The organism is Myroides odoratus (assembly GCF_965118575.1).
Taxonomy (GTDB): Bacteria; Bacteroidota; Bacteroidia; order Flavobacteriales; family Flavobacteriaceae; genus Flavobacterium; species Flavobacterium odoratum_B.
Genome location: NZ_CBCPHW010000026.1, coordinates 34,598 through 55,226, shown reverse-complemented (window position 1 = coordinate 55,226; position 20,629 = coordinate 34,598). Strand labels below are relative to the sequence as shown.

The window sequence follows — 20,629 nt, the reverse complement described above, 5'->3', positions numbered from 1 at the left end:
AACCCATAACCCATAACCCATAACCCATAACCCATAACCCATAACCCATAACCCTTAACCCATAACCCATAACCCATAACCCTTAACCCTTAACCCATAACCCTTAACCCATAACCCTTAACCCATAACCCATAACCCATAACACATAACACATAACCCATAACCCTTAACCCATAACCCATAACCCTTCACTCATCACCATAAAAAAAACCAACCATATAAATATACATGATTGGTTTTTTTTTTAAGAACAATAAAACGGTCAACCGTAAACGGTCAACTATCTTACTTATACATTTTTGCTCTAAGTTCTTTTACTTTTGGATCATCTAAATAATCCTCAAACGTCATATAGCGATCAATTGCACCATTTGGTGTTAGCTCTAAAATACGAGTACCCACTGTTTGTGCAAATTCCTTATCATGGGTTGTCAACAAGATTGTCCCTTTAAATCCTTTTAAAGAGTTATTGAAAGCTGTAATCGATTCTAAGTCCAAGTGATTGGTTGGCTCATCCAACATCAAAACATTCGCTCTTTGCATCATCATACGCGACAACATACAACGCACTTTTTCTCCTCCTGATAATACTCTTCCTATTTTCAAGGCCTCTTCACCAGAGAAAATCATTTTTCCTAAGAATCCACGTACATATACTTCATCTCTTTCTTCTTCTGTTTTAACCCACTGACGCAACCAATCTACTAAATTCAAATCGTTTTCAAAAAACTCATGGTTCTCTACAGGCAAATAAGATTGAGATGTGGTGATTCCCCACTCTACTTTCCCTCCATCTGCTTGACGATTTGCATTTAGGATTTCATAAAAAGCAGTTGTAGCTCGTGAATCACGCGAAATCACTACAATTTTATCTCCTTTAGCTACATTTAAATCTACATCTTTAAACAAAACCTCTCCATCAGCCAAACTTGTTAATCCAGTAATGTTTAAAATTTGATCTCCTGCCTCTCTATCTTGATCAAAGATAATCGCTGGATAACGACGTGAAGAAGGCTTAATATCGTCTAAATTCAATTTAGCAATCATTTTTTTACGTGACGTTGCTTGTTTTGACTTGGCAACATTCGCACTAAAACGACGGATAAATTCTTCCAATTCAGCTTTTTTCTCTTCGGCTTTCTTATTTTGTTGTGCTCTTTGTTTAGCTGCTAATTGACTTGACTCATACCAGAAAGTATAATTTCCAGAATAGTGCGTTATTTTACTAAAGTCAATATCCGAAACATGCGTACAAACCGCATCTAAGAAGTGACGGTCATGGGATACAACTAATACTGTATTTTCGTAGTTTGCCAAGAAGTTCTCTAACCAACCAATGGTTTCAAAATCCAAGTCGTTGGTCGGCTCATCCATAATCAATACATCAGGATTTCCAAATAAAGCTTGCGCTAATAAAACGCGAACTTTCAATTTCCCATCCATCTCCGACATTAAAGTATAATGGAATTCTTCTTCAATACCTAAGTTAGACAACATCGTTGCTGCATCAGATTCTGCATTCCATCCATTCATCTCATCAAAGCGCATTTGAAGCTCTCCGATACGATCAGCATTCTCGTCTGTATAGTTCAAATACAGGTCATCCATTTCTTTCTTAACAGCAAATAGATCTTTATTTCCCATTACTACGGTTTCTAGTACCGTATAGTCATCAAACATATTGTGGTTTTGATTTAAAACCGACATACGTTTTCCAGGTTCTAGAATAACGTGTCCAGATGTAGGATCAAATTCTCCTGATAATATTTTCAAAAACGTTGATTTACCCGCACCGTTTGCACCGATAATTCCATAGCAATTACCTTGTGTAAAGGTTACATTTACTTCATCAAATAAAATTCGTTTACCGAACTGAACTGACAGATTTGAAACTGTTAACATTATTTCTCGTTTGATTTAATTTGTGCAAAATTACTAAATATATATGAGATTTAATCCCTCTTAATTTATTTCCATTTTGAATTATTTATTTTAACCATCTGTTAACAAGTTTAAACAATCGTAAAACTTAATTTTGCTCGCAACGTCAAATTCTAACTAGCATTATTCCCCAAACAATGTATAGTAAATTTTTACATACAAGTATCCGCTATGGTATTTTGCCATTACTCGTCCTGCTTTTTTCTTGTCAAAAGAAATTTGAAGCCAAGGATTACTCGGCCTATTTCAGCGGTGAAATACAAAACTCAACTGCTAAATATATCTTATTTTTCAAAGACAATGAATTTTTGGACACCATTTTTCTTGACGAAAATAATCACTTTGAAAAACGCTTTGATTCACTAACTCCTGGTTTGTATATCTATCGGATAAACCCTGAGTTTCAGTATGTTTATTTTGACAAAAACGACAGTTTGAACCTGCGTTTAAATTCAAGAGATTTTGATCACTCGATTATTTTTTCGGGTCGAGGTTCTGAAAAAAATAATTTCTTGATGAATCTTACGGTTAAAAATTTAGTAGATGAATCTACACGCTATGAAAACTATGATTATAACGTAGATCAGTTTACACGATTTATTGACTCTACCCATGCGGCACGCACAACGTATTATTTAAAAAGTAAAGCCATTATCGGATGGGGACCTGAATTTGACTTGTATGCGAAATCCAAATTAGATCTGCATTTTTTCAGTCAAAAGGAAATTTATCCTATCGCGCATTATGTGCGTACAAAAGAAGATATACGCCATCAACTACCCGCCGATTATTATGCTTTCAGAAAAAAAGTTGATTTTAATAATGAGAAGCTAATTCGCTATTCTTCATTCACCAAGTATTTAGCCATTATGTTGAGTTCAATTAGCGATGAATCTGATCTTGACTTTGACAGTCAATCGAAGTTTGACAAAAATATCACCAAGTTAAATGTTGTGGATACGCTAATTCGCAATGAAAAAGTAAAGAATACGATTCTCGATAATATTGCCTTAATCTATCTTTTAGAAGATCAAAATCTCAACAACAACGATAAATTTTTTGAGGCATATTTTAACTTATCTACAGATACAACCCAACATAAAGAGATTGTAAAGATTCAAACGGCCATTCAAAATTTAAAATACGAAAACCGATTACCGCCAGTTGCGTTAGTTGATTTAAATGAAAAACCGGTAGACTTTAAAAAATTGATTACGAAGAAAACCTTAATGTTTGTTTGGACTAAAAACGGTTTGGCTCATGCAGAGGCTAGCCACAACAGAGCTTTAGAACTTTTAAAAGAGCTCCCTCACCTTCAGGTTATCTCGGTTTGTATTGATGGTGAGCACAACGAATGGAAAGGATTAGTTAGCAAATACAAGCATCCTAATTTAATTGAATTGCGCTGTACTGATTTTAACGATATGAAAGACAAGTGGATTATTACTAAAATCCAACGCAGTATCATTTTAAATGCGGATGGAAGTATCCAAGAAGCCTTTGTCAATATTTTTGATCGTCATATGGAACAACTACTTCAACACTAAAAAAGTACTTTTGCAAATAAAATAGTCAAACCTATACTAACGTGTAGGTTTTTTTTATGTGATACACTAAAAAAGGAGTAAACGAGTAGCAAAAGAACCCTTCAACAGCAATTGAAGTAAGTTTGAAACTGTTGAAGGGGTATTTTTTTAAGAATTTCAATAATATATACATTTAGTCCCCACTAATATTTTATGATATCTTAAAGATCATGCTCAATTGAATTTTGTGCATTATTTTTCAAACTTCATGGACAAAATTACAAGTAGTTTTGTAAAAACAAAGCACAACTCTATTTTTTTTATCGCTGATTTCCCTCTATTTACAACTAGTGCGATACGGTTCTTCTCCCTTGACAAACTCAAACACTTTAAAATCAAACACTAAACAAACAATCTTTCTTTTTTACGCTATGAAATGACATAATGGGATTTTATGATCTCTGTCTAGGGTTATTTATCTGTTTTTTGCACCATGTACTAGCATCTCCCCTATTCTTCTTTTGTTTGGATGTTTCATTTTTTGCTAATCTTTTGCTTCTTTTCACCCGTTTATCAATAAAAAAAACAAAAATTCGGTAGTAAATCCTTTTTTTTGCTTTTTTTATGGGTCTTAACTATAAATTTATAAAAGAATATTAGTATCTTTGCTGCTATTTTAAAATTTATATGAACAATTTCGAACTATTAGGTTTAAATGAATTGCTAGTATCTGCAATTAAAGATTTGGGATTTGAAACTCCCTCAGAAATTCAAGAAAAAGCAATTCCTTTATTATTAGAAAAAAATACCGATATTGTTGCGTTAGCCCAAACAGGGACTGGGAAAACCGCAGCATTTGGTTTTCCGCTTATTCAGAAAATAGACCTGTCTAAAAAACACACTCAGGGGTTGATTATATCACCTACAAGAGAGCTATGCTTGCAAATTGCAAATGAAATCAAACAATACTCTAAGTACGTAAAAGGACTTCATACAGTAGCTGTATACGGTGGGGCGAGTATTACAGATCAAGCAAGAGAGATCAAGCGTGGCGCGCATATTATTGTAGCTACTCCGGGTAGAATGCAAGATATGATTAATCGCGGTATGGTTGACATCAAACATATTGAATATTGTGTGTTAGATGAGGCAGATGAAATGTTGAATATGGGGTTTTACGAGGACATCACCTCTATTTTAGCTGACACACCAGAAGACAAGAATACTTGGTTATTTTCTGCGACAATGCCTGCTGAAGTAGCAACCATTGCAAAGAAATTTATGTCTAATCCTGTAGAAATTACAGTAGGACACAAAAATCAAGGTGCAACCAATGTTAGTCACGAGTATTATGTAGTTTCTGCAAGAGACCGTTATTTAGCGTTAAAACGCTTAGCTGATGCAAATCCAAATATCTTTTCTGTAATCTTTTGTAGAACAAAAAGAGATACACAGGCCATTGCAGAAAAATTAATCGAGGATGGTTACAACGCAGCGGCTTTACATGGTGATTTATCACAAGCACAACGCGATTCGGTAATGAAAGCCTTTAGAGGCAAACAAATCCAAATGTTAGTAGCTACAGACGTTGCTGCACGTGGAATTGACGTAGATGATATCACACACGTAGTTAACTACCAGCTTCCAGATGAAATCGAAACCTATACCCACCGTAGTGGACGTACAGGTCGTGCTGGAAAATCAGGGGTTTCTATGGTTATCATCACGAAGAGTGAAGCGCGTAAGATTTCACAAATCGAGCGTATTATGAAAACGAAATTCGAAGAGAAACCAATTCCTTCTGGAATTGAGATTTGCGAAATTCAATTGTACCACATTGCCAATCGTATCAAAAATGTAGAGGTTAATCCTGAAATTGAAACGTTCTTACCTTCTATTTCAGAATTATTACAAGACTTAACTACAGAAGAACTGATCAAAAAAGTAGTTTCTGTAGAGTTTAACCACTTGTTAGAATACTACAAGAAATCGGCAAATAGCTTATCTAATGTTTCTTCTTCTGGAAAATCTACCAAAGAAGTTCCTACAGATGGAGCGGTTCGTTTCTTCTTAAACTTAGGAGCGAAAGACGGTTTTGATTGGATGAGTTTAAAAGATTATTTACGTGATACGTTAGAATTAGGTCGTGATGACTTATTCAAAGTAGATGTAAAAGAAGGATTTTCTTTCTTTAATACAGATGCTGAACATGCAGATAAGATTATAACGGTCTTAAACAATGAAACGTACCAAGAGCGTCGTGTAAATGTTGAGATTTCAAATAATGACGGTGGTAGAAATGGTGAAAGAAGAGATCACGGCGGTAGACGCGGTGGTGGTGGTGGTGGACGCGGAGGAGACGGTAGTCGTTTCGAACGCAGAGACCGCGGTGGAAGCAGCGATAGAGGCGATAGAAATCGCTCTAGCAGCAGCAGCACTCGTTCTGACAGAGGACCACGTACTTCTAGCGACAGAAATGATAGAAGCGACAGAAGTGATAGAGGAACTCGTTCTAACGACAGAAGTGGAAGCGACAGAGCACCTAGAAATGAGAGAAGTACTTCAAGAAGAACGGAAAATGGTAGCGCACCAAAACGTCCAAGAAGAAGTTAATCTGTTAATTTTTTTCAAATAAGATCTAAAACTGTAAAATATCCACTATTTTTAAGCAATTTTAAAAATGATGAGAAGTTTTACAGTTTTTTTATTTACCTGCCTATTCACTTTAATAGGTTGGAGCCAAACCGCTACGCAAGTAAGGGGTACCGTTTTCAATGATAAATCTTTTTTACCTGTTGACGATGTTAATGTCATCAACATTACCCAAGTGAAGGGTACGGTAAGTAAAAGGGATGGCTCTTTTACGATTGCAGCAAATCTCAATGATTCAATTCACTTTTCTTTTCCAGGGTATTTGCCTATTAAGTTAAAAGTAACCAATGACTGGTTGAACAATGAAAACCTAAAACTATATTTAACGGAGCAGTCTATTGAATTAGCCGAGATTTTCATCAAGAAATACGATTTGACAGGTATACTCGAAGTAGATACCAAGCTAATTGAACTCAATGATAAGCTGGCAGTCAATTTCTACAAGCGCCAAAGCATGCCCACGTATAATATTGCTGTAGGAAGCTATTTTAGCCCTGTAGATGCGGTTTATAACTTATTTAAAGGCAAAGCCAAAGAGCTAAAGAAGATTGAGGATATTAAAGAGGATCAAAACATGATTGCTTTGATGCAAACGCGTTACGATCGTGAAATTGTTTGTGGTTTATTGGGTATTACCCAAGAAGATATTATCAAAACACTTAAAAACTGCAATCAATCAGACCGTTTTATCTATACGGCGACTGATTTTCAGATTTATCAAGCCTTAAATGAATGCTACGAAAATTCAAAAATACTAGTAAAAAAACAAAAAAATACATCCAAGTAAGGGATGTATTTTTTTTGTTCTTTTCTTGCTGAACATACTCGCAAAACAAAAAAATAAAAAGTATTTTTGTATTCATTAACTACACATCACTAATTTTAATTCTCGCACTAAAATGAATATCATTTTAAAATCTGCAAAAATCATAGATTCTTCAAGTCCTTTCAACGATCAAGTTGTTGATATACAGGTTAAAAATGGAATAATAGAAAAAATAGCACCTTCACTTACAGATGAGCAAGCTAGGCTAATTCAATTGGATGATTTAAGTGTATCTCCAGGTTGGTTTGACACGTCTGTTTCCTTTGGAGAACCAGGTTATGAAGAAAGAGAAACTATCGCTCATGGATTAGAAGTTGCTGCAAGAAGTGGTTTTACTCAAGTAGCAATTCAATCCAACACAAATCCAGTGACGGACAACCAGAGTATTGTTAGTTTAATTAAACAAAAAGCGATCGGTCAAACGACAGAAGCTTTTCCTATTGGCACCTTAACTGCTAAAAGTGAAGGAACGGATTTAGCAGAATTATATGATATGAAAAATGCAGGGGCGATTGCCTTTGGCGATTATAAAAAAGCCATTGACAATGCCAATGTCTTAAAAATTGCCTTGCAATATGTACAGGATTTTGATGGATTAATTCTTGCTTTTTCCCAAGATAAAAGCATCAAAGGAAAAGGAGTTGTTCACGAAGGGGTTACGAGTACAACCTTGGGACTCAAAGGAATTGCTCCTTTGGCGGAAGAATTGCAAATTGCCCGAAACTTATTCTTATTGGAATACACAGGCGGAAAAATACATATTCCGACAATTTCAACGGCAAAATCGGCAGAATTAATCAAAGCAGCAAAAGCAAAAGGATTACAAGTAACCTGTAGTGTTGCGGTTCACCAACTGGTATTAACGGATGCTAAATTAACCGAATTCGATAGCCGACACAAAGTACTTCCTCCTTTGAGAGAGGAAGAAACTAGACAGGCCTTAATTGCTGCTGTATTAGATGGTACCATTGATTGTATTACTACGGATCATATGCCTTTAGACATTGAACACAAAAAGGTAGAATTTGATTTAGCTACACCAGGAACTCTGGGTCTAGAATCTGCCTTTGGTGCGCTAAATACCTGCTTGCCTATTGCTGTTATTGTGGATAAGCTAACAGCAGGACGTTCAATTTTTGGTCTACCAGCTGTCCGTCTAGCAGAAGGACAACCCGCCAACCTAAGTTTATTTACAACGGAAGGGGAATGGATTTTCTCTAAAGCGGATATCTTGTCTAAATCTAAAAACTCAGCCTTTTTGGGTACTTCAATGCAAGGTAAAGTATACGGGGCTATTCGCCTTGAGAAACAAACCTTTACTTTTTAGTATTACTAAAAACAATTTATATTATTTCAAGTATTATGATCAAAACTTTTTCAGCGAAAGAAATTGAATCTGGCAAAAACATGGCGATAGCCTCACACCTAACGATTTTAGGATGTATGATTGTCATTTTCATGAATATTGAGCCTAAGAATAAATATACGGGATTCTATATCAAACAAACGTTTGGTTTGCATTTGATGTTTTATGTCTTTGCTTATTTTGTATCCAATATCAACTCTTTATTTGCTACAGTACCCTTTTATGTATGTTTTATTGTTTTGTGGTATTATAGTCTTTCTGGCGCAATTAAAGGCGGTATTAATGTACTCCCAGGTGTGGGGGTCTATTTTCAAAAATGGTTTGACAAATTATCTGCGTAACTATGGAAACATCTTTATCAATAAATTACTTAATTCAAGCGCCTAAAGTAAAGGCGGAAAAAAATCCATTAATCTTATTGTTACATGGCTATGGAAGTAATGAAGAGGATTTATTCTCCTTTGCTAGTGAGCTTCCAGATACGTATTATATTGTATCCGCACAAGCGCCCTACCCTGTTCCACCTTATGGGTATGCTTGGTATGCGATTCACTTTGATGCAGATGCCAATAAGTTTTCTGATGATAAACAAGCGATTGAATCGAGAGATCGCATCGTGAAGTTTATCGATGAATTACTTGAGCACTATCCGATTGATGAACAAAATATCAACTTAGTTGGATTTAGTCAAGGGGCTATTTTGAGTTATGCGATTGCTTTATCTTATCCTGAAAAAATCAATAAAGTAGTGGCTTTAAGCGGCTATTTTAATGCCAATATCATCAAAGAAGGCTTTGAACACAACGATTTTAACCAATTGCAAGTCTTTGCTTCGCACGGAACGGTAGATCAGGTTATCCCGGTTGATTGGGCTAGAAAGACCTCTCCTGTCTTAGATGTACTCAAAATTAAGCATCAATATAAAGAGTATCCAGTAGGTCATGGGGTGCATCCTTTGAATTTCGCGGATTTTAAGAAGTTTTTGGGTGAAGGGTGATGAGTTATGGGTTATGAGTTATGGGTTATGAGTTATGGGTGAATTTTCTGAAATATATGATTTACACAATAAAAAAAAGCTTGAGTTAGACTCAAGCTTTTTTTTTCATTAAGCCAATCCCAATGAAAGGATTGGCTTTTTTATTTTTATTAATCACTAACTATCAAACCCTTACTAATTCAACTGCACCCAACCGGTTTTTAATTTACCACGAGCAACGACCACATAGTAATAGGTAACTGAAGGTAATTGATTACGCGATGTATCTTTGCCCACAAATTGATTGGTATATCCTTCGCCGTGACTATCTACTTCAAGACCATCGCGATTGAAAATTTGAATTTTAGATACGCATGTTCACTGATTCGCTAAGTTCTATCATCACTTCTTCTAACGAAAAATATTCGCCCTTACTTCATGCTGTTTACTAATTATACAAATTTAAAAAACAATAAACCTACTTTTATATAAAAGAAAAAATATACTATTTATTTTAACATATATTATGAAAATTAATTTATCTTAGTTTTTAACTAAAATTCATTCTTATGAAGAAAAATATTATTATTCTAGTGTTATTATTATTCGGTGGCATCGTCCATGCTCAAATGATTAACGACTTTGAACTGGGCACTACTTCTATTCCTTTGAATTCTGCCGTTTACAGAAATCAGAATAGTACGATGTTTACTGTTGTTGAATGCAACATCGGCGTTACTTTTGGCAGTATTTTTACACCGCCCACTCTCCTAAATAATGCTGCTGCAAAAGCATCGATTATGACAGCGGTCAATGAACCTATTTTAAACAATTACGGAATTGCTATTCCATGCGTAGGACCAAATGGTGGTAAATATTCCCTTCGTTTAAATAATCAAGGGGGTGGACAAGATATTACCTCGTACACCCAAACCTTCAGACCGACGTCCAAATACCTAAGTTTTGATTATTTGGCTGTTCTAGATTCTCCTCATATTACGCAGGATGATGTACAACCTTTTTTTACTGTACGCTTACTGGATATGAACAATAACCTTATTTCTTCTGTTCCCTTTTGTGCCAAAGCTTCCTTAAATGATTTGATCTTGACCAAGGTTAGCGATCGTCTTTTTTATACGGAAAATTTCTATTGCCAAACCATTGTAATTCCAGAAGAATATGTAAACAGACAAGATATAAAAGTTCAGTTTGTAATTGCGGATTGTGGATGGGGAGGTGATGTAGGTGTAGTTTATCTCGATAATATCCGAATGGATGGCCCTTGTAAAGAGTCTCAATTTGGTTTTATTGACTTAAATCCAAACGACAATATTTGCAATCCAGAAAAAGTGACTATTACAGGAATTTATAATGCACCCCGTGGTACAACCTACACCAGTTCAACTATAAAAGTACTAGATAGCAATGGCAATCCAGTTTCCATTAATCCTTCCAATATTTATTTAAATCATTTTAATGGCGGAACATTCAGTTATACGATAGCCTTTCCTACTCCACTTCCTATAGGAGCCTATGAAGTTAAAGTGGAAGCAACTTTTACCAATTCTATCGGTTATACCTATCTTTTAGAAGCTGAATCCACAAATGCAGGAGTAGATATTAGTTTTACTGATACTGACTTAAATGTAAGTATTTTACACCATCAATATGCAGGGATGCAAAGCCCCTTGGGTCATGTCAAATGGGACGATGTAGGAGGTCCTTATTTGATAGAGTTTTATTTACATGGCAATTCTTGTAAGGTTTTCAACACCCCTTATTTCACTACTAATCAAGTACATACAATGGAAGTTTATGAACCCTATATTTCAGGCAATACAATCATTGCAATGGCTAATGCGCTTGGTACTAAATGTTTTCGATTTAGAGTTAAATCACCTTGTACAAATTGGAGTACATGGTGTACTTTTACCACGTATGGTTGGGAAGAGGGCCAATATAATCCTAATAATCCTAATGATCCTTTTAACCTATGTTTATATGAAATTACATTAAATGAGCTTCCTCCTAATCAAACCTTAATGGTTTATCCAAACCCCGTAAACAGTACCGTTTCTATCCTGAACGCCAATGCAACTCAATTCACTATTTACGATTTAAATCAACGAGTTGTGAAACAAGTAGAAGTAAAATCGAAACAAGAAGAAGTTAAAATTGACGTGTCTGATTTGAAAAAAGGTTTATACCTTTTAAAGACAAATACGGGACAGGAAGTAAAAATCCTAAAAGAATAAGTAATAGAATATAAGAGATGTTATCTCTCCGCTGTTGAGATAACATACTTTGTCTAAATTTTTGGAGTTAACTAACAGTATATCCTCAAAAAAGCCAATCCTTTCAATGGGATTGGCTTTTTTATTTTTATTAATCACTAACTATCAAATCCTTACTAATTCAACTGCGCCCAACCTGTTTTTAATTTACCTCGGGCAACCACTACATAGTAATAGGTACCTGAAGGTAATTGATTACTCGATTTATCTTTACCAACAAATTGATTGGTATATCCTTCGCCATGGGTAAATACTTCTATTCCATAGCGGTTAAAAACTTGAATTTTAGAGATGCCATGTTCACTCAAATCAAAAAAGTCATTAATTCCGTCGCCATTTGGAGAAAAACCTTAGGGTATGGGGCAATCCTCATAGTCAAGGATAAAACTACTTTCATCCCAACAAGGATCTAAACCATTCTTTTTTTTAGTAAAACGCTATGTTAATAAATAATCCTTTCGTTTTAAAAATAACGGGAAGAACTCGATACTTTCTTAGATAAGAAAACGTCATACAAAACCATAAACTCATGGGAGCCTTTGGCTGCTTTATTGATATCGGAAGTTACATAATCATAGGCATACCCCACGCGCAATTGTGGAGTAACGCGATAGTTAATCATCCCACCGATAGCATCGTCCAAACGGTAACTAATTCCGGCTTCTATTTTATTCAAATACATCACATTTACATTCAAATCAAAGGATATGGGAGCATTCATTGCATACTTGATCATCGTTGAAGGTTTCAATTTCCAATCGCGATCTAAATCAAATACATAACCCCCATTTAAATACATGTGAATCTCTCGTTGACCAAAGTTTTTGCCATCGTAATTCAAATAGTACTCTTTAATTAAGTTAGGCACCCCTAAACCGATAAAGTATTTATCCGTATAGTAATAGGCTCCAATACCTGCATTAAAAAGCGTAGACTTACTATCCTCGCCAAAAGCAGGATCATACGGATCGATGGTATAACCATCCCCTACATCCGAAAATAGATTGGCACTGTGAAAGGTTGCTCCGGCTTTTACACCTAAAGCTAATTTGTGAACACCACCTAGTTCTAGGGTATAAGAGAAATCTCCATAGAGGTTATTCTCCGTTACAGGACCGATACGATCATTGATAAAAGACAACCCTACGCCTACTTTCTTACCTACCCTACTGTTGATAAAGAAGGTTCCGGTTTCGGGCGCTCCATTAAATCCTGCCCACTGTTTGCGGTATAAGGCTCCCATAGATACGGCATCTTTGGAACCTGCATAAGCAGGGTTAACCACACTCATATTATACATGTATTGGGTGTATTGTGGATTCTGTTGGGCTTGTGTTTCTAGACCACTAAATAAACTCAGTAATCCAAGAGTTAGAGCGATGTATTTCATAGGTTACTATCTTTACTTTTAGTTAAGCGGATAGGCTTAAAAAGCCTATCCGCTCTTTTACTTAATAATTGAGTTGTACCCAACCTGTTTTTAATTTTCCGTGAGAAACTACTACATAGTAATACGTTCCAGCTGGTAATTTACTTCCCGCTGTGTCCTTGCCTATAAATTCATTTTTGTAACCCAATCCATGTGAATAAACTTCTATTCCCTCTCGGTTAAAAATTTGAATCTTTGCAATTCCATGCTTACTCAAGTCAAACGAATCATTGATACCGTCGCCATTGGGTGAAAAACCTTTCGGTATTGGGCAATCCTTGAAATCAACAGTAAAACTGCTCTCAGCATAGCAAAACACTTGCTTATTGCCATTTCTAGCTACGATGTAAATAGGCATTGGCACAATTATCTCATACCCTGGTTTTAATTCTATTCCTCCTTCATTTGCTTCGGTATAATACTTAGTTCCTTCCGGTAATTCTGGCAATTCATATGCTTCACATTCCAAAACTATATTGTCAAATTGTGGCGCACTTACTTCAGGTAACACCTCAATTTTAAAACTAGATTCGCCATAACATCCCTTCTCATCTTCGTGATACACATACAACGTAGTATTGCCAACTACCGTATACAAACTACCTGCCTCATATTTTGTACCCCCTCCATAATTCTGGGTGTAGTAGGCTTCCCCTTCGGCTAAAGCAGGCAAATTAATCTCTTTACATACAAAAATATCTTTCACTTTTGTAGCGCCTAATTGAGGGTTAACGCCCAACTGGAAACTAACCGTTTTGGTACATTTTGTTATTTTGTTAGTCACCTTTACAAAAATAGTCTCAGTCAACGGAGTTGTTGTGGCATGCATCGGATCTAACTTATCTTTTTCTGCTTCTAAATCCGCTAACGAAGCATAGTATTCAAGGGTAAAATCCTCTATCACTAAATCCTTTAAAATATTTGGCACGTTTTCTTCCAAGTTATAGTTATAAGTAGCCCCTGGTTTCTTGGCACAATCAACTAGTTTTTTAGGTTCACTAAGTATCATCGGTTCTTTTAAGAATTTAAAACTCTTTTTTATCTTCATTTCTTCACCATTACAGTGTTCATAGGTAATTTGACCGGTAAAGGTTGTGGATTCCTCAATCGTTACAGTTATATCCGTATCATTCGAATAGAACTCGCCATTTTTCAACCATTGGAATGAGCCAATAGACGCTCCATTAGGTGTAAAACGCCACGCTTCGTTTTCTGTTACCCAATCACCTGTATTTCGACCAGGAGGCACATGAGCGATAGTACCATCTTCATTGTGAATTCCAATTACACCGCTCGCATCATTATGTGGGTTATCACCCGCTACAATGGGTCTATTTTTGACATACACTTCAATGATATTCGTTCCTTCGTACAAGACAATTTGTGAGGTTTGAGTAGATCCTTCAATATCATCTGGATCGTACTCTTGATTAAATAACCCCATATGATACATATTGAAAACTAAGGCCCTACATGGGTAGGACCCGATAATCTGATAATTTACGGAATAATCATCCGGAGACGCATTTGGATCTAAATCTTGCATGGCACCAAATATTGCGTTTAAATAAGGAGAATCATCATCTACACTTTGAATAGGGATCTCATCTTCAAATTCCCATGTACTAAATGAACTAGGTTCATAACGTCCTCCCGCTACTTCACCCTCAATACTAAAGGAAATAGCCCCATTGGTATTAATCAAAACCTTATCAAAACTATTGCCATAGAAACAAAAATCAAAACCAAGGTCAATAACCCCAGACCACCAATCATCGATGGTTAAATCTACAGCATCACCACCAAAGAAAGGAAAGGGTGGTGCATATTCAATAGGCTCTACCACATAATCGGTTGTTGCTTTTATATCGTAAAAATCCGCTTTCAAATCCAAGGTATACGGCTCATCCGTACAAATGATATATTCACCCTGTTCAGATATATTTAATTCGATATCCTCTAAGGTAATACCCGCACATCCAGGTGGATGAAAGATCGAGAAGTCTTTCGGTCCCGTCCACCATCCTTTGTTATTTTCTGAACAAATTGGACGAACAAATACTTTAAAGAAGGTTTCTTCTGGGACATCCTCTATGATATAGGATGGATCCCCTTCCACAATAATTCCCGTATCCGAAAAAATCGGAAAAGGATTTCCATTTTCTATAATAAATACTTCCCATTTGGTTTGTCCAGCACCTGGCGTCCAAGTAACCTCAAAATTGTTTGTATTTTCGACCTTGAGCACATCTAAATCAATAATATCCGCACAGGTATAATTCTTGATCACTAAATTATCAACGGCAGCTGGGGGTTGATTCCCGCTCCAATCATTTTGAATCCATTCGAATACAATTCTTCTATTTTGTCCTGCTAGCCCTGCCGAAGGAACTAAACGGCGTTGGGTATTAAAATTTCTATTCTCAAAATACGCTTTATTCGGTTCAATTTCAATTCGATCTGCAGAAGCAGTAATCGGTTGATTGGCTGTTGGTGTAAATGAAGTAGGTACAAGCCAAACCTTCATAAAATCTCCAGGGATTTCTTCCCAAGTCTCAAAATCTAAGGTTGTATCTCCTATTGCTCTCCATACAAAAGAAATGTCTAAGGTTTGACTACCTGCGGGCACAACAAAATCCTTAAAGGCATGAATAACGGCTTCTTCTTCTGTAAAATAGGAATTGCTAACTCCATTATTGCTTGTTACATACAAAGAGTTTGTTCCCGAAGCGCTAACCGAATTCCCTGCTACCCATTTATTAGTTGTACTCTTTGTGGTTCGAAAATAAACGTCTCCTTCAAAATCTTCTTCATAGGGCAATTGTACCGCTGTCATATTCGGTATATTCACAGCTAAAGGGCCAATCCATTTACTCTTGGTTGTGGCATCACAAGCTGTTCTCAGCCATACATAGTAAAAAGACCCCGTGGTCAAGCCCGTGAAAGTATGGGTTGCTCCAGTTGCCGTATGCGTTGCTGCATCTGTATCCGTTGCCAAAGGCAAAGGATCGGTTCTCAACAACAATTCATAGGTATTTACATCTGCAAGCGGTGTCCAATTTACTGTAAAACCAGTCGGATTTACCGCGCCCAAAGCCAGGTTTTGAGGTCTACTACACAATACATTTCTCAAATCTATATTATCAATAGCCGCTGGAGGTTGAGTCCCGCCACGGGTATCATTCAACCATTCAAAAACAAGACGAACATTTTCACCTGCATAAGGAGTTCCATCAAAAAAGACAAACTCATTGCGAAAGGCATTGTTCATGACATAGCTTGGTTCACCAATTTGTACGACGCCTTCTGCATCTTCATCAATTTCTTGATTCGGCAGAATTGAATAGTCTACAGGTACGAGCCAAACTCTAAAATAATCACTTGGCCAAAACTCCCCTTCTCCCATACACTTCCAATCAAACGACAACTGCAATTCATTTACATCGGCATCAATTGCAAAATCTTTATACGCATGGGATATGGTAGGCTCCCAATCCTCATCATCTATGGTATATCGATGCGAAACACCATCGTCATTACTAATATACATCGCATGTGTACCGCCATTATTTACAGCAGTTCCAATATGCCATTTATTTTCTCTTTCTCCAACAAACACAAAGTTCTCTTCTCCTTCAAAACCATCAACAAATGGTAAATTAGCAGGAATCATATGGGTTCTAAAACGAATAGGATTTGCCCATTCCGAATTGACATTTCCATCTTCCCCTTCGCATTTTGCACGGACATACACGTCATAGACTGTATTGCTATTTAATAGATTCGAAGTATACGTTGGCACCAGAACCTCTACACCCGAAGTTGGAGCAGCCGTTCCTGCCACTTGAATAGCAACTTCCCATTTGTCTTCTTGATATCCTTGTTGCCAGTCCACTTGAACTCCATTAATTGTTCTATTAGACAAGGCTATATTTCTCGGTAAAGGACAAGCAGGAATATCTTCCACAATAACATTATCAATAGATAAGCGCCATCCATCCAATCCATCTGGAGGAACATGCCAAGCAATATTCACCGCTCCGGTAAAAGGAACCCCATTTTCGTCTACTAGGTAAACAATTTCTTCTTTATAAGTTGTATTGTCATACGCTTGTAAAGGGACTAATTCATGTACAAAACTAGCAACCGCAGTTCCTGATGTTGAAAGCATTACACGAAAATCATTCGGTTCAAAATCAGATTCAACTTTATAATAGTATCTCAATCTTTGATTTCCAGTAAGCTGAATCGTAGGGGAAATCATCCAATCGTCATTCTCTCCTCCTAATCCATCTGTGGTCATTACCGGGTTTTCATCGCCTATATAAGGATCACTTCCATCCGTTAAATCCCAAGTTATATCATCTTCATTATTGTCAATGACCGTCCAACAGGGTTTGGTTGGCGAGTCACTTGAAAAAGTCTCTACAAAAGGCAATGTTGTGATTACTTCACACGTTGGATCATCAAAAAATAAATTGGAACTACCCGTTGTTTTATTCTTACTTTCAAAACGGGCAGTTAAATTGTCATCCCAATGCGCTCGCATATTTTCAATCCAAACTTTGAGTTCTGGAGATGACAATACAAGAGTTGGAATCAGTATAAAACCTACAATAACTCCTTTCAGTCCTGTCTTTTTATTCCACATAAAATATGATTTACTATTACTACTATATTTAGAACTAAGTTAATACAAAGTTTAGTTAAAAAAACAAAGCAATTCGAAGACAACAAAAGAACAACTAAGAATACATCAATAAAATAGAAGATAAAAAAGGAATAAACGCAACAATACTACATAGAATTATCTAAAACACTAATTACACAATTGTTACATTTAACATAAAATTATATTTTTATTAATATTTACTTAACCGTGAATTAAAGCTCTATTTTCTTTAAAAAAATAAAGGATACACACCTAAGAACGATTTATTTCACCTATTGCATTTAGAAATTTCTATTTCAATATTATTAATAGTTACATTTGTTTGAAACGATAAAAAAGCATGACAGAACAAGACCAAAACAAGGAGAAAGACAATTCAAGCGTACTGCGTAAACTCAAAGCGCGTCATTTGACGATGATTGCTATTGGTGGATGTGTTGGAACCGGCCTTTTTATGGCCAGTGGAGAAGCCATTCATCAGGCGGGTCCCGGAGGGGCTTTACTAGCCTATGGCGCTATTGGTATTATGGTTTATTTTTTAATGACCTCCTTAGGAGAAATGGCTACTTACTTACCCGTTTCTGGATCCTTTAGTACGTATGCCTCTCGTTTTGTTGACCCTTCTTTGGGATATGCCTTGGGTTGGAATTATTGGTTTAATTGGGTGATAACCGTAGCCGTCGATGTATCCATTGCCGCCTTAGTTATTTCGTATTGGGAACCGATGAACTTTCTCCCTCCATGGGCCTGGAGTTCGATTTTCTTTGCTCTTATTGTTGGGTTAAATATGCTATCGGTAAAAGCTTATGGAGAATCCGAATACTGGTTTTCCTTTATAAAGGTCGTAACCGTCGTAATCTTTTTACTTGTAGGGCTCTTAACCATTTTTGGCATTTTAGGAGGTGAATATATTGGGTTTCAAAATTTCACTCATGGGGATGCTCCCTTTCTAGGTGAAAACTTTTCGGGTAAGTTTTTGAGTGTTTTGGGTGTTTTCTTAATTGCAGGTTTTTCATTTCAAGGCACTGAACTCATTGGAATCACAGCGGGTGAATCAGAAAATCCCGAAAAAAATATCCCCAAAGCCATCAAACAAGTTTTTTGGCGCATACTCATTTTTTATATTCTCTCTATCTTTGTCATTGGCTTAATCATTCCTTATACCAGTCCTGAACTTTTAGGCGCAGATATCACGGAAATTGCCAAATCGCCCTTTACATTAGTATTTGAAAAGGCGCATTGGGCTTTTGCCGCTGCTTTAATGAATGCGGTTATCTTAACCTCTATTCTATCGGCTGGAAATTCAGGTATGTACGCTTCAACGCGTATGCTGTATGCGATGGGAAAAGACGGCATGGCACACCGATCTTTTAGTAGAACAACCCCTCATGGGGTCCCTTTACTTGCCTTATTGGCTACTGCATGCGTTGTATTCTTTATATTTATTGTGCAATCCATAACCCCAAAAGCCGTTGACTTTATCTTAGCTGCTTCGGGATTAACGGGTTTTATTGCCTGGTTAGGCATAGCAATCAGTCACTACCGCTTTCGAAGAGCTTATGTTCTGCAAGGCATGGATACTAAAAAACTCGTTTACAAAGCGAAACTCTTTCCTTTTGGTCCAATCTTCGCCTTTGTTCTGTGTTTATTTGTTATTCTTGGTCAAGATAGCGAAATGCTATTTAAAGGAATAATTGATTGGCAAGGGCTTTTAATTACCTATATGGGAATTCCTTTCTTCTTGTTTTTCTATTTCTACCACAAGTTTAAATACAAAACCAAACTAATTCCCTTAAAAGAAGTCAATCTAAAAAAATAGATAAAAAGCCTGATTCCTAAGGAATCAGGCTTTTTATCTATTTTTATTTCTCCCTAGCTAGGCGAACGACACGAGTAATACTTGAACCACAGCAAAAAGCTAATTTAACTTTTTGCCGTATTCTCCGATTTACTAAACTTAGAAATAAGCTGAATCAATTCGTCTTTGCTTTTGTTTTCATTAAAAACTTCTTCGTGATACTGGGTTAATCGGGTCAATAAATGAAGTAAATTTTGCTTTTCTACCTCTTTCAAATCCCCTGTAATTACTTGGGATACCCGTTGAATCTCTGCTTTATTTCTAAGCAATTCACGATGTCCTAATTCCGTAATTTCAATAATTTTACTGCGCTTATCTACCTGAGAATCTTTTTGCTGAACTAATTTTAATTCAATCAATCGATTGACGATTTGCATACCCGTTGGTTTTTCTTGTGTACTCTTGCGAATCAACTCCATCTTAGTCATTTCGCCATATACCCATAGATTCAACAAAAAGATCAAATTATCAGGCATAGCAAAGGGTGTATCAATCAAAAAGGATCGCCAATACATTTTACTGTAGTTTGCCAAATTGAAAAAAGATAAGGCAATCTTTTGTTCTGAAGTTAATTTTGCTTGTTCTACTTCCAATGCCTCACTTTCTTCTTGTTGCTCTTTTTTATCTCGAATCCAGTTTTTAAATCCATTTACATTTTGAGAATAAATAGGAAAAAGTCTTTCCTTCGTTTCATTTTCAAATTCAAAAATAAGGTGTATAAATTCAATTAGTAACTTGTGGTTCATTGTGAACTAAAAAAAATTAAATAACATAAAAAGCAAGAATACTTGCTTCTTCAAATATATAAATTTAAAAATCCCTCCCTTTTTACTGTATGTATATGAATTAAAAAGCAATCCAGATTTATTGATAAAACTTATTTCATTCCATAAAGAAATATCCATGATTTCTTCTTAAATATTCTCTATTTGCGAATATTTGCCTTAAATAAAAAAAATACTCTTTCTTTATTTAGAAGTAAAACTTCTAAATAATTCAGGAACGTACATGAGTTAAAAAAGCAGTTAATCAATACAACAACAGACCTCATAATTCAATAGCTAAAATGACGCCAGTTGAATTTGAAAA

The 20,629-nt window shown here is 36.0% G+C and carries 13 protein-coding genes and 1 pseudogene; 8 read left to right on the top strand and 6 right to left on the bottom strand.

The genetic code is table 11. The annotated features are described in order from the left end of the window. Nucleotides 1–285: 285 nt before the first annotated feature. The gene (locus ACMHJ2_RS16630) at nt 286–1,902 is read right to left on the bottom strand and encodes an ABC-F family ATP-binding cassette domain-containing protein (RefSeq protein WP_413513986.1); all 1,617 of its coding nucleotides are present in this window, start codon (nt 1,900–1,902) and stop codon (nt 286–288) included. 176 nt (nt 1,903–2,078) lie between these two features. Between ACMHJ2_RS16630 and ACMHJ2_RS16625 the strand changes: the two genes are divergently transcribed. The 6 genes from ACMHJ2_RS16625 (at nt 2,079) to ACMHJ2_RS16600 (ending at nt 9,308) form a co-directional block, all read left to right on the top strand. Further along, nucleotides 2,079–3,488: a hypothetical protein gene (locus ACMHJ2_RS16625; RefSeq protein WP_413513985.1), complete on the top strand. Its 1,410-nt coding sequence runs from the start codon at nt 2,079–2,081 to the stop codon at nt 3,486–3,488. Nucleotides 3,489–4,154: 666 nt separating this feature from the next. Further along, the gene (locus tag ACMHJ2_RS16620) at nt 4,155–6,080 is read left to right on the top strand and encodes a DEAD/DEAH box helicase (protein WP_413513984.1); all 1,926 of its coding nucleotides are present in this window, start codon (nt 4,155–4,157) and stop codon (nt 6,078–6,080) included. A 67-nt stretch (nt 6,081–6,147) separates the two neighbouring features. Beyond that, complete coding sequence (locus ACMHJ2_RS16615) at nt 6,148–6,906, top strand: carboxypeptidase-like regulatory domain-containing protein (protein ID WP_413513983.1); 759 nt, start codon at nt 6,148–6,150, stop codon at nt 6,904–6,906. A 112-nt stretch (nt 6,907–7,018) separates the two neighbouring features. Then, nucleotides 7,019–8,272: a dihydroorotase gene (locus ACMHJ2_RS16610; RefSeq protein WP_413513982.1), complete on the top strand. Its 1,254-nt coding sequence runs from the start codon at nt 7,019–7,021 to the stop codon at nt 8,270–8,272. Nucleotides 8,273–8,307: 35 nt separating this feature from the next. Next, entirely contained in the window at nt 8,308–8,652 is a 345-nt protein-coding gene (locus ACMHJ2_RS16605) for a hypothetical protein (protein WP_413513981.1), read from the top strand. A 2-nt stretch (nt 8,653–8,654) separates the two neighbouring features. Further along, entirely contained in the window at nt 8,655–9,308 is a 654-nt protein-coding gene (locus ACMHJ2_RS16600) for an alpha/beta hydrolase (protein ID WP_413513980.1), read from the top strand. A gap of 174 nt (nt 9,309–9,482) precedes the next feature. Here ACMHJ2_RS16600 and ACMHJ2_RS16595 read toward each other — a convergent pair whose 3' ends face one another. Then, nucleotides 9,483–9,644, bottom strand: coding sequence for a gliding motility-associated C-terminal domain-containing protein (locus ACMHJ2_RS16595; protein ID WP_413513987.1), 162 nt, complete (start codon nt 9,642–9,644; stop codon nt 9,483–9,485). Between the two features lie 212 nt (nt 9,645–9,856). Here ACMHJ2_RS16595 and ACMHJ2_RS16590 point away from each other — a divergent pair, with 212 nt between their 5' ends. After that, complete coding sequence (locus ACMHJ2_RS16590; protein WP_413513979.1) at nt 9,857–11,542, top strand: T9SS type A sorting domain-containing protein; 1,686 nt, start codon at nt 9,857–9,859, stop codon at nt 11,540–11,542. Between the two features lie 155 nt (nt 11,543–11,697). Here ACMHJ2_RS16590 and ACMHJ2_RS16585 read toward each other — a convergent pair. The 3 genes and pseudogenes from ACMHJ2_RS16585 to ACMHJ2_RS16575 all read right to left on the bottom strand — a co-directional run. Continuing rightward, a pseudogene (locus ACMHJ2_RS16585) lies at nt 11,698–11,916 on the bottom strand (gliding motility-associated C-terminal domain-containing protein); the annotation flags it as partial. A gap of 128 nt (nt 11,917–12,044) precedes the next feature. Then, a complete protein-coding gene (locus ACMHJ2_RS16580) occupies nt 12,045–12,971 on the bottom strand; it encodes a type IX secretion system membrane protein PorP/SprF (protein ID WP_413513978.1) in 927 nt (308 codons plus the stop codon). A 61-nt stretch (nt 12,972–13,032) separates the two neighbouring features. Next, nucleotides 13,033–17,661 (bottom strand): choice-of-anchor J domain-containing protein, encoded by a 4,629-nt coding sequence (locus ACMHJ2_RS16575; RefSeq protein ID WP_413513977.1) that lies wholly within the window; start codon nt 17,659–17,661, stop codon nt 13,033–13,035. Nucleotides 17,662–18,022: 361 nt separating this feature from the next. On the opposite strand from ACMHJ2_RS16575, the gene ACMHJ2_RS16570 reads away from it, so the two are divergent. Beyond that, on the top strand, nt 18,023–19,501 hold the full coding sequence (locus tag ACMHJ2_RS16570) for an amino acid permease (protein WP_413513976.1): 1,479 nt from the start codon (nt 18,023–18,025) through the stop codon (nt 19,499–19,501). A gap of 104 nt (nt 19,502–19,605) precedes the next feature. Here the strand turns inward: ACMHJ2_RS16570 and ACMHJ2_RS16565 are convergent, their stop codons facing one another. Beyond that, on the bottom strand, nt 19,606–20,286 hold the full coding sequence (locus tag ACMHJ2_RS16565; protein WP_413513975.1) for a MarR family winged helix-turn-helix transcriptional regulator: 681 nt from the start codon (nt 20,284–20,286) through the stop codon (nt 19,606–19,608). Nucleotides 20,287–20,629: the final 343 nt, after the last annotated feature.

Bases quoted from the DNA above. Each gene is read 5' to 3' on its own strand.
- ACMHJ2_RS16615 (WP_413513983.1), top strand. From the start codon at position 6,148: ATGATGAGAAGTTTTACAGTTTTTTTATTTACCTGCCTATTCACTTTA.
- ACMHJ2_RS16565 (WP_413513975.1), bottom strand. From the start codon at position 20,286: ATGAACCACAAGTTACTAATTGAATTTATACACCTTATTTTTGAATTT.
- ACMHJ2_RS16570 (WP_413513976.1), top strand. From the start codon at position 18,023: ATGACAGAACAAGACCAAAACAAGGAGAAAGACAATTCAAGCGTACTG.
- ACMHJ2_RS16605 (WP_413513981.1), top strand. From the start codon at position 8,308: ATGATCAAAACTTTTTCAGCGAAAGAAATTGAATCTGGCAAAAACATG.
- ACMHJ2_RS16625 (WP_413513985.1), top strand. From the start codon at position 2,079: ATGTATAGTAAATTTTTACATACAAGTATCCGCTATGGTATTTTGCCA.
- ACMHJ2_RS16630 (WP_413513986.1), bottom strand. From the start codon at position 1,902: ATGTTAACAGTTTCAAATCTGTCAGTTCAGTTCGGTAAACGAATTTTA.
- ACMHJ2_RS16610 (WP_413513982.1), top strand. From the start codon at position 7,019: ATGAATATCATTTTAAAATCTGCAAAAATCATAGATTCTTCAAGTCCT.
- ACMHJ2_RS16600 (WP_413513980.1), top strand. From the start codon at position 8,655: ATGGAAACATCTTTATCAATAAATTACTTAATTCAAGCGCCTAAAGTA.
- ACMHJ2_RS16620 (WP_413513984.1), top strand. From the start codon at position 4,155: ATGAACAATTTCGAACTATTAGGTTTAAATGAATTGCTAGTATCTGCA.
- ACMHJ2_RS16590 (WP_413513979.1), top strand. From the start codon at position 9,857: ATGAAGAAAAATATTATTATTCTAGTGTTATTATTATTCGGTGGCATC.
- ACMHJ2_RS16580 (WP_413513978.1), bottom strand. From the start codon at position 12,971: ATGAAATACATCGCTCTAACTCTTGGATTACTGAGTTTATTTAGTGGT.
- ACMHJ2_RS16575 (WP_413513977.1), bottom strand. From the start codon at position 17,661: ATGTGGAATAAAAAGACAGGACTGAAAGGAGTTATTGTAGGTTTTATA.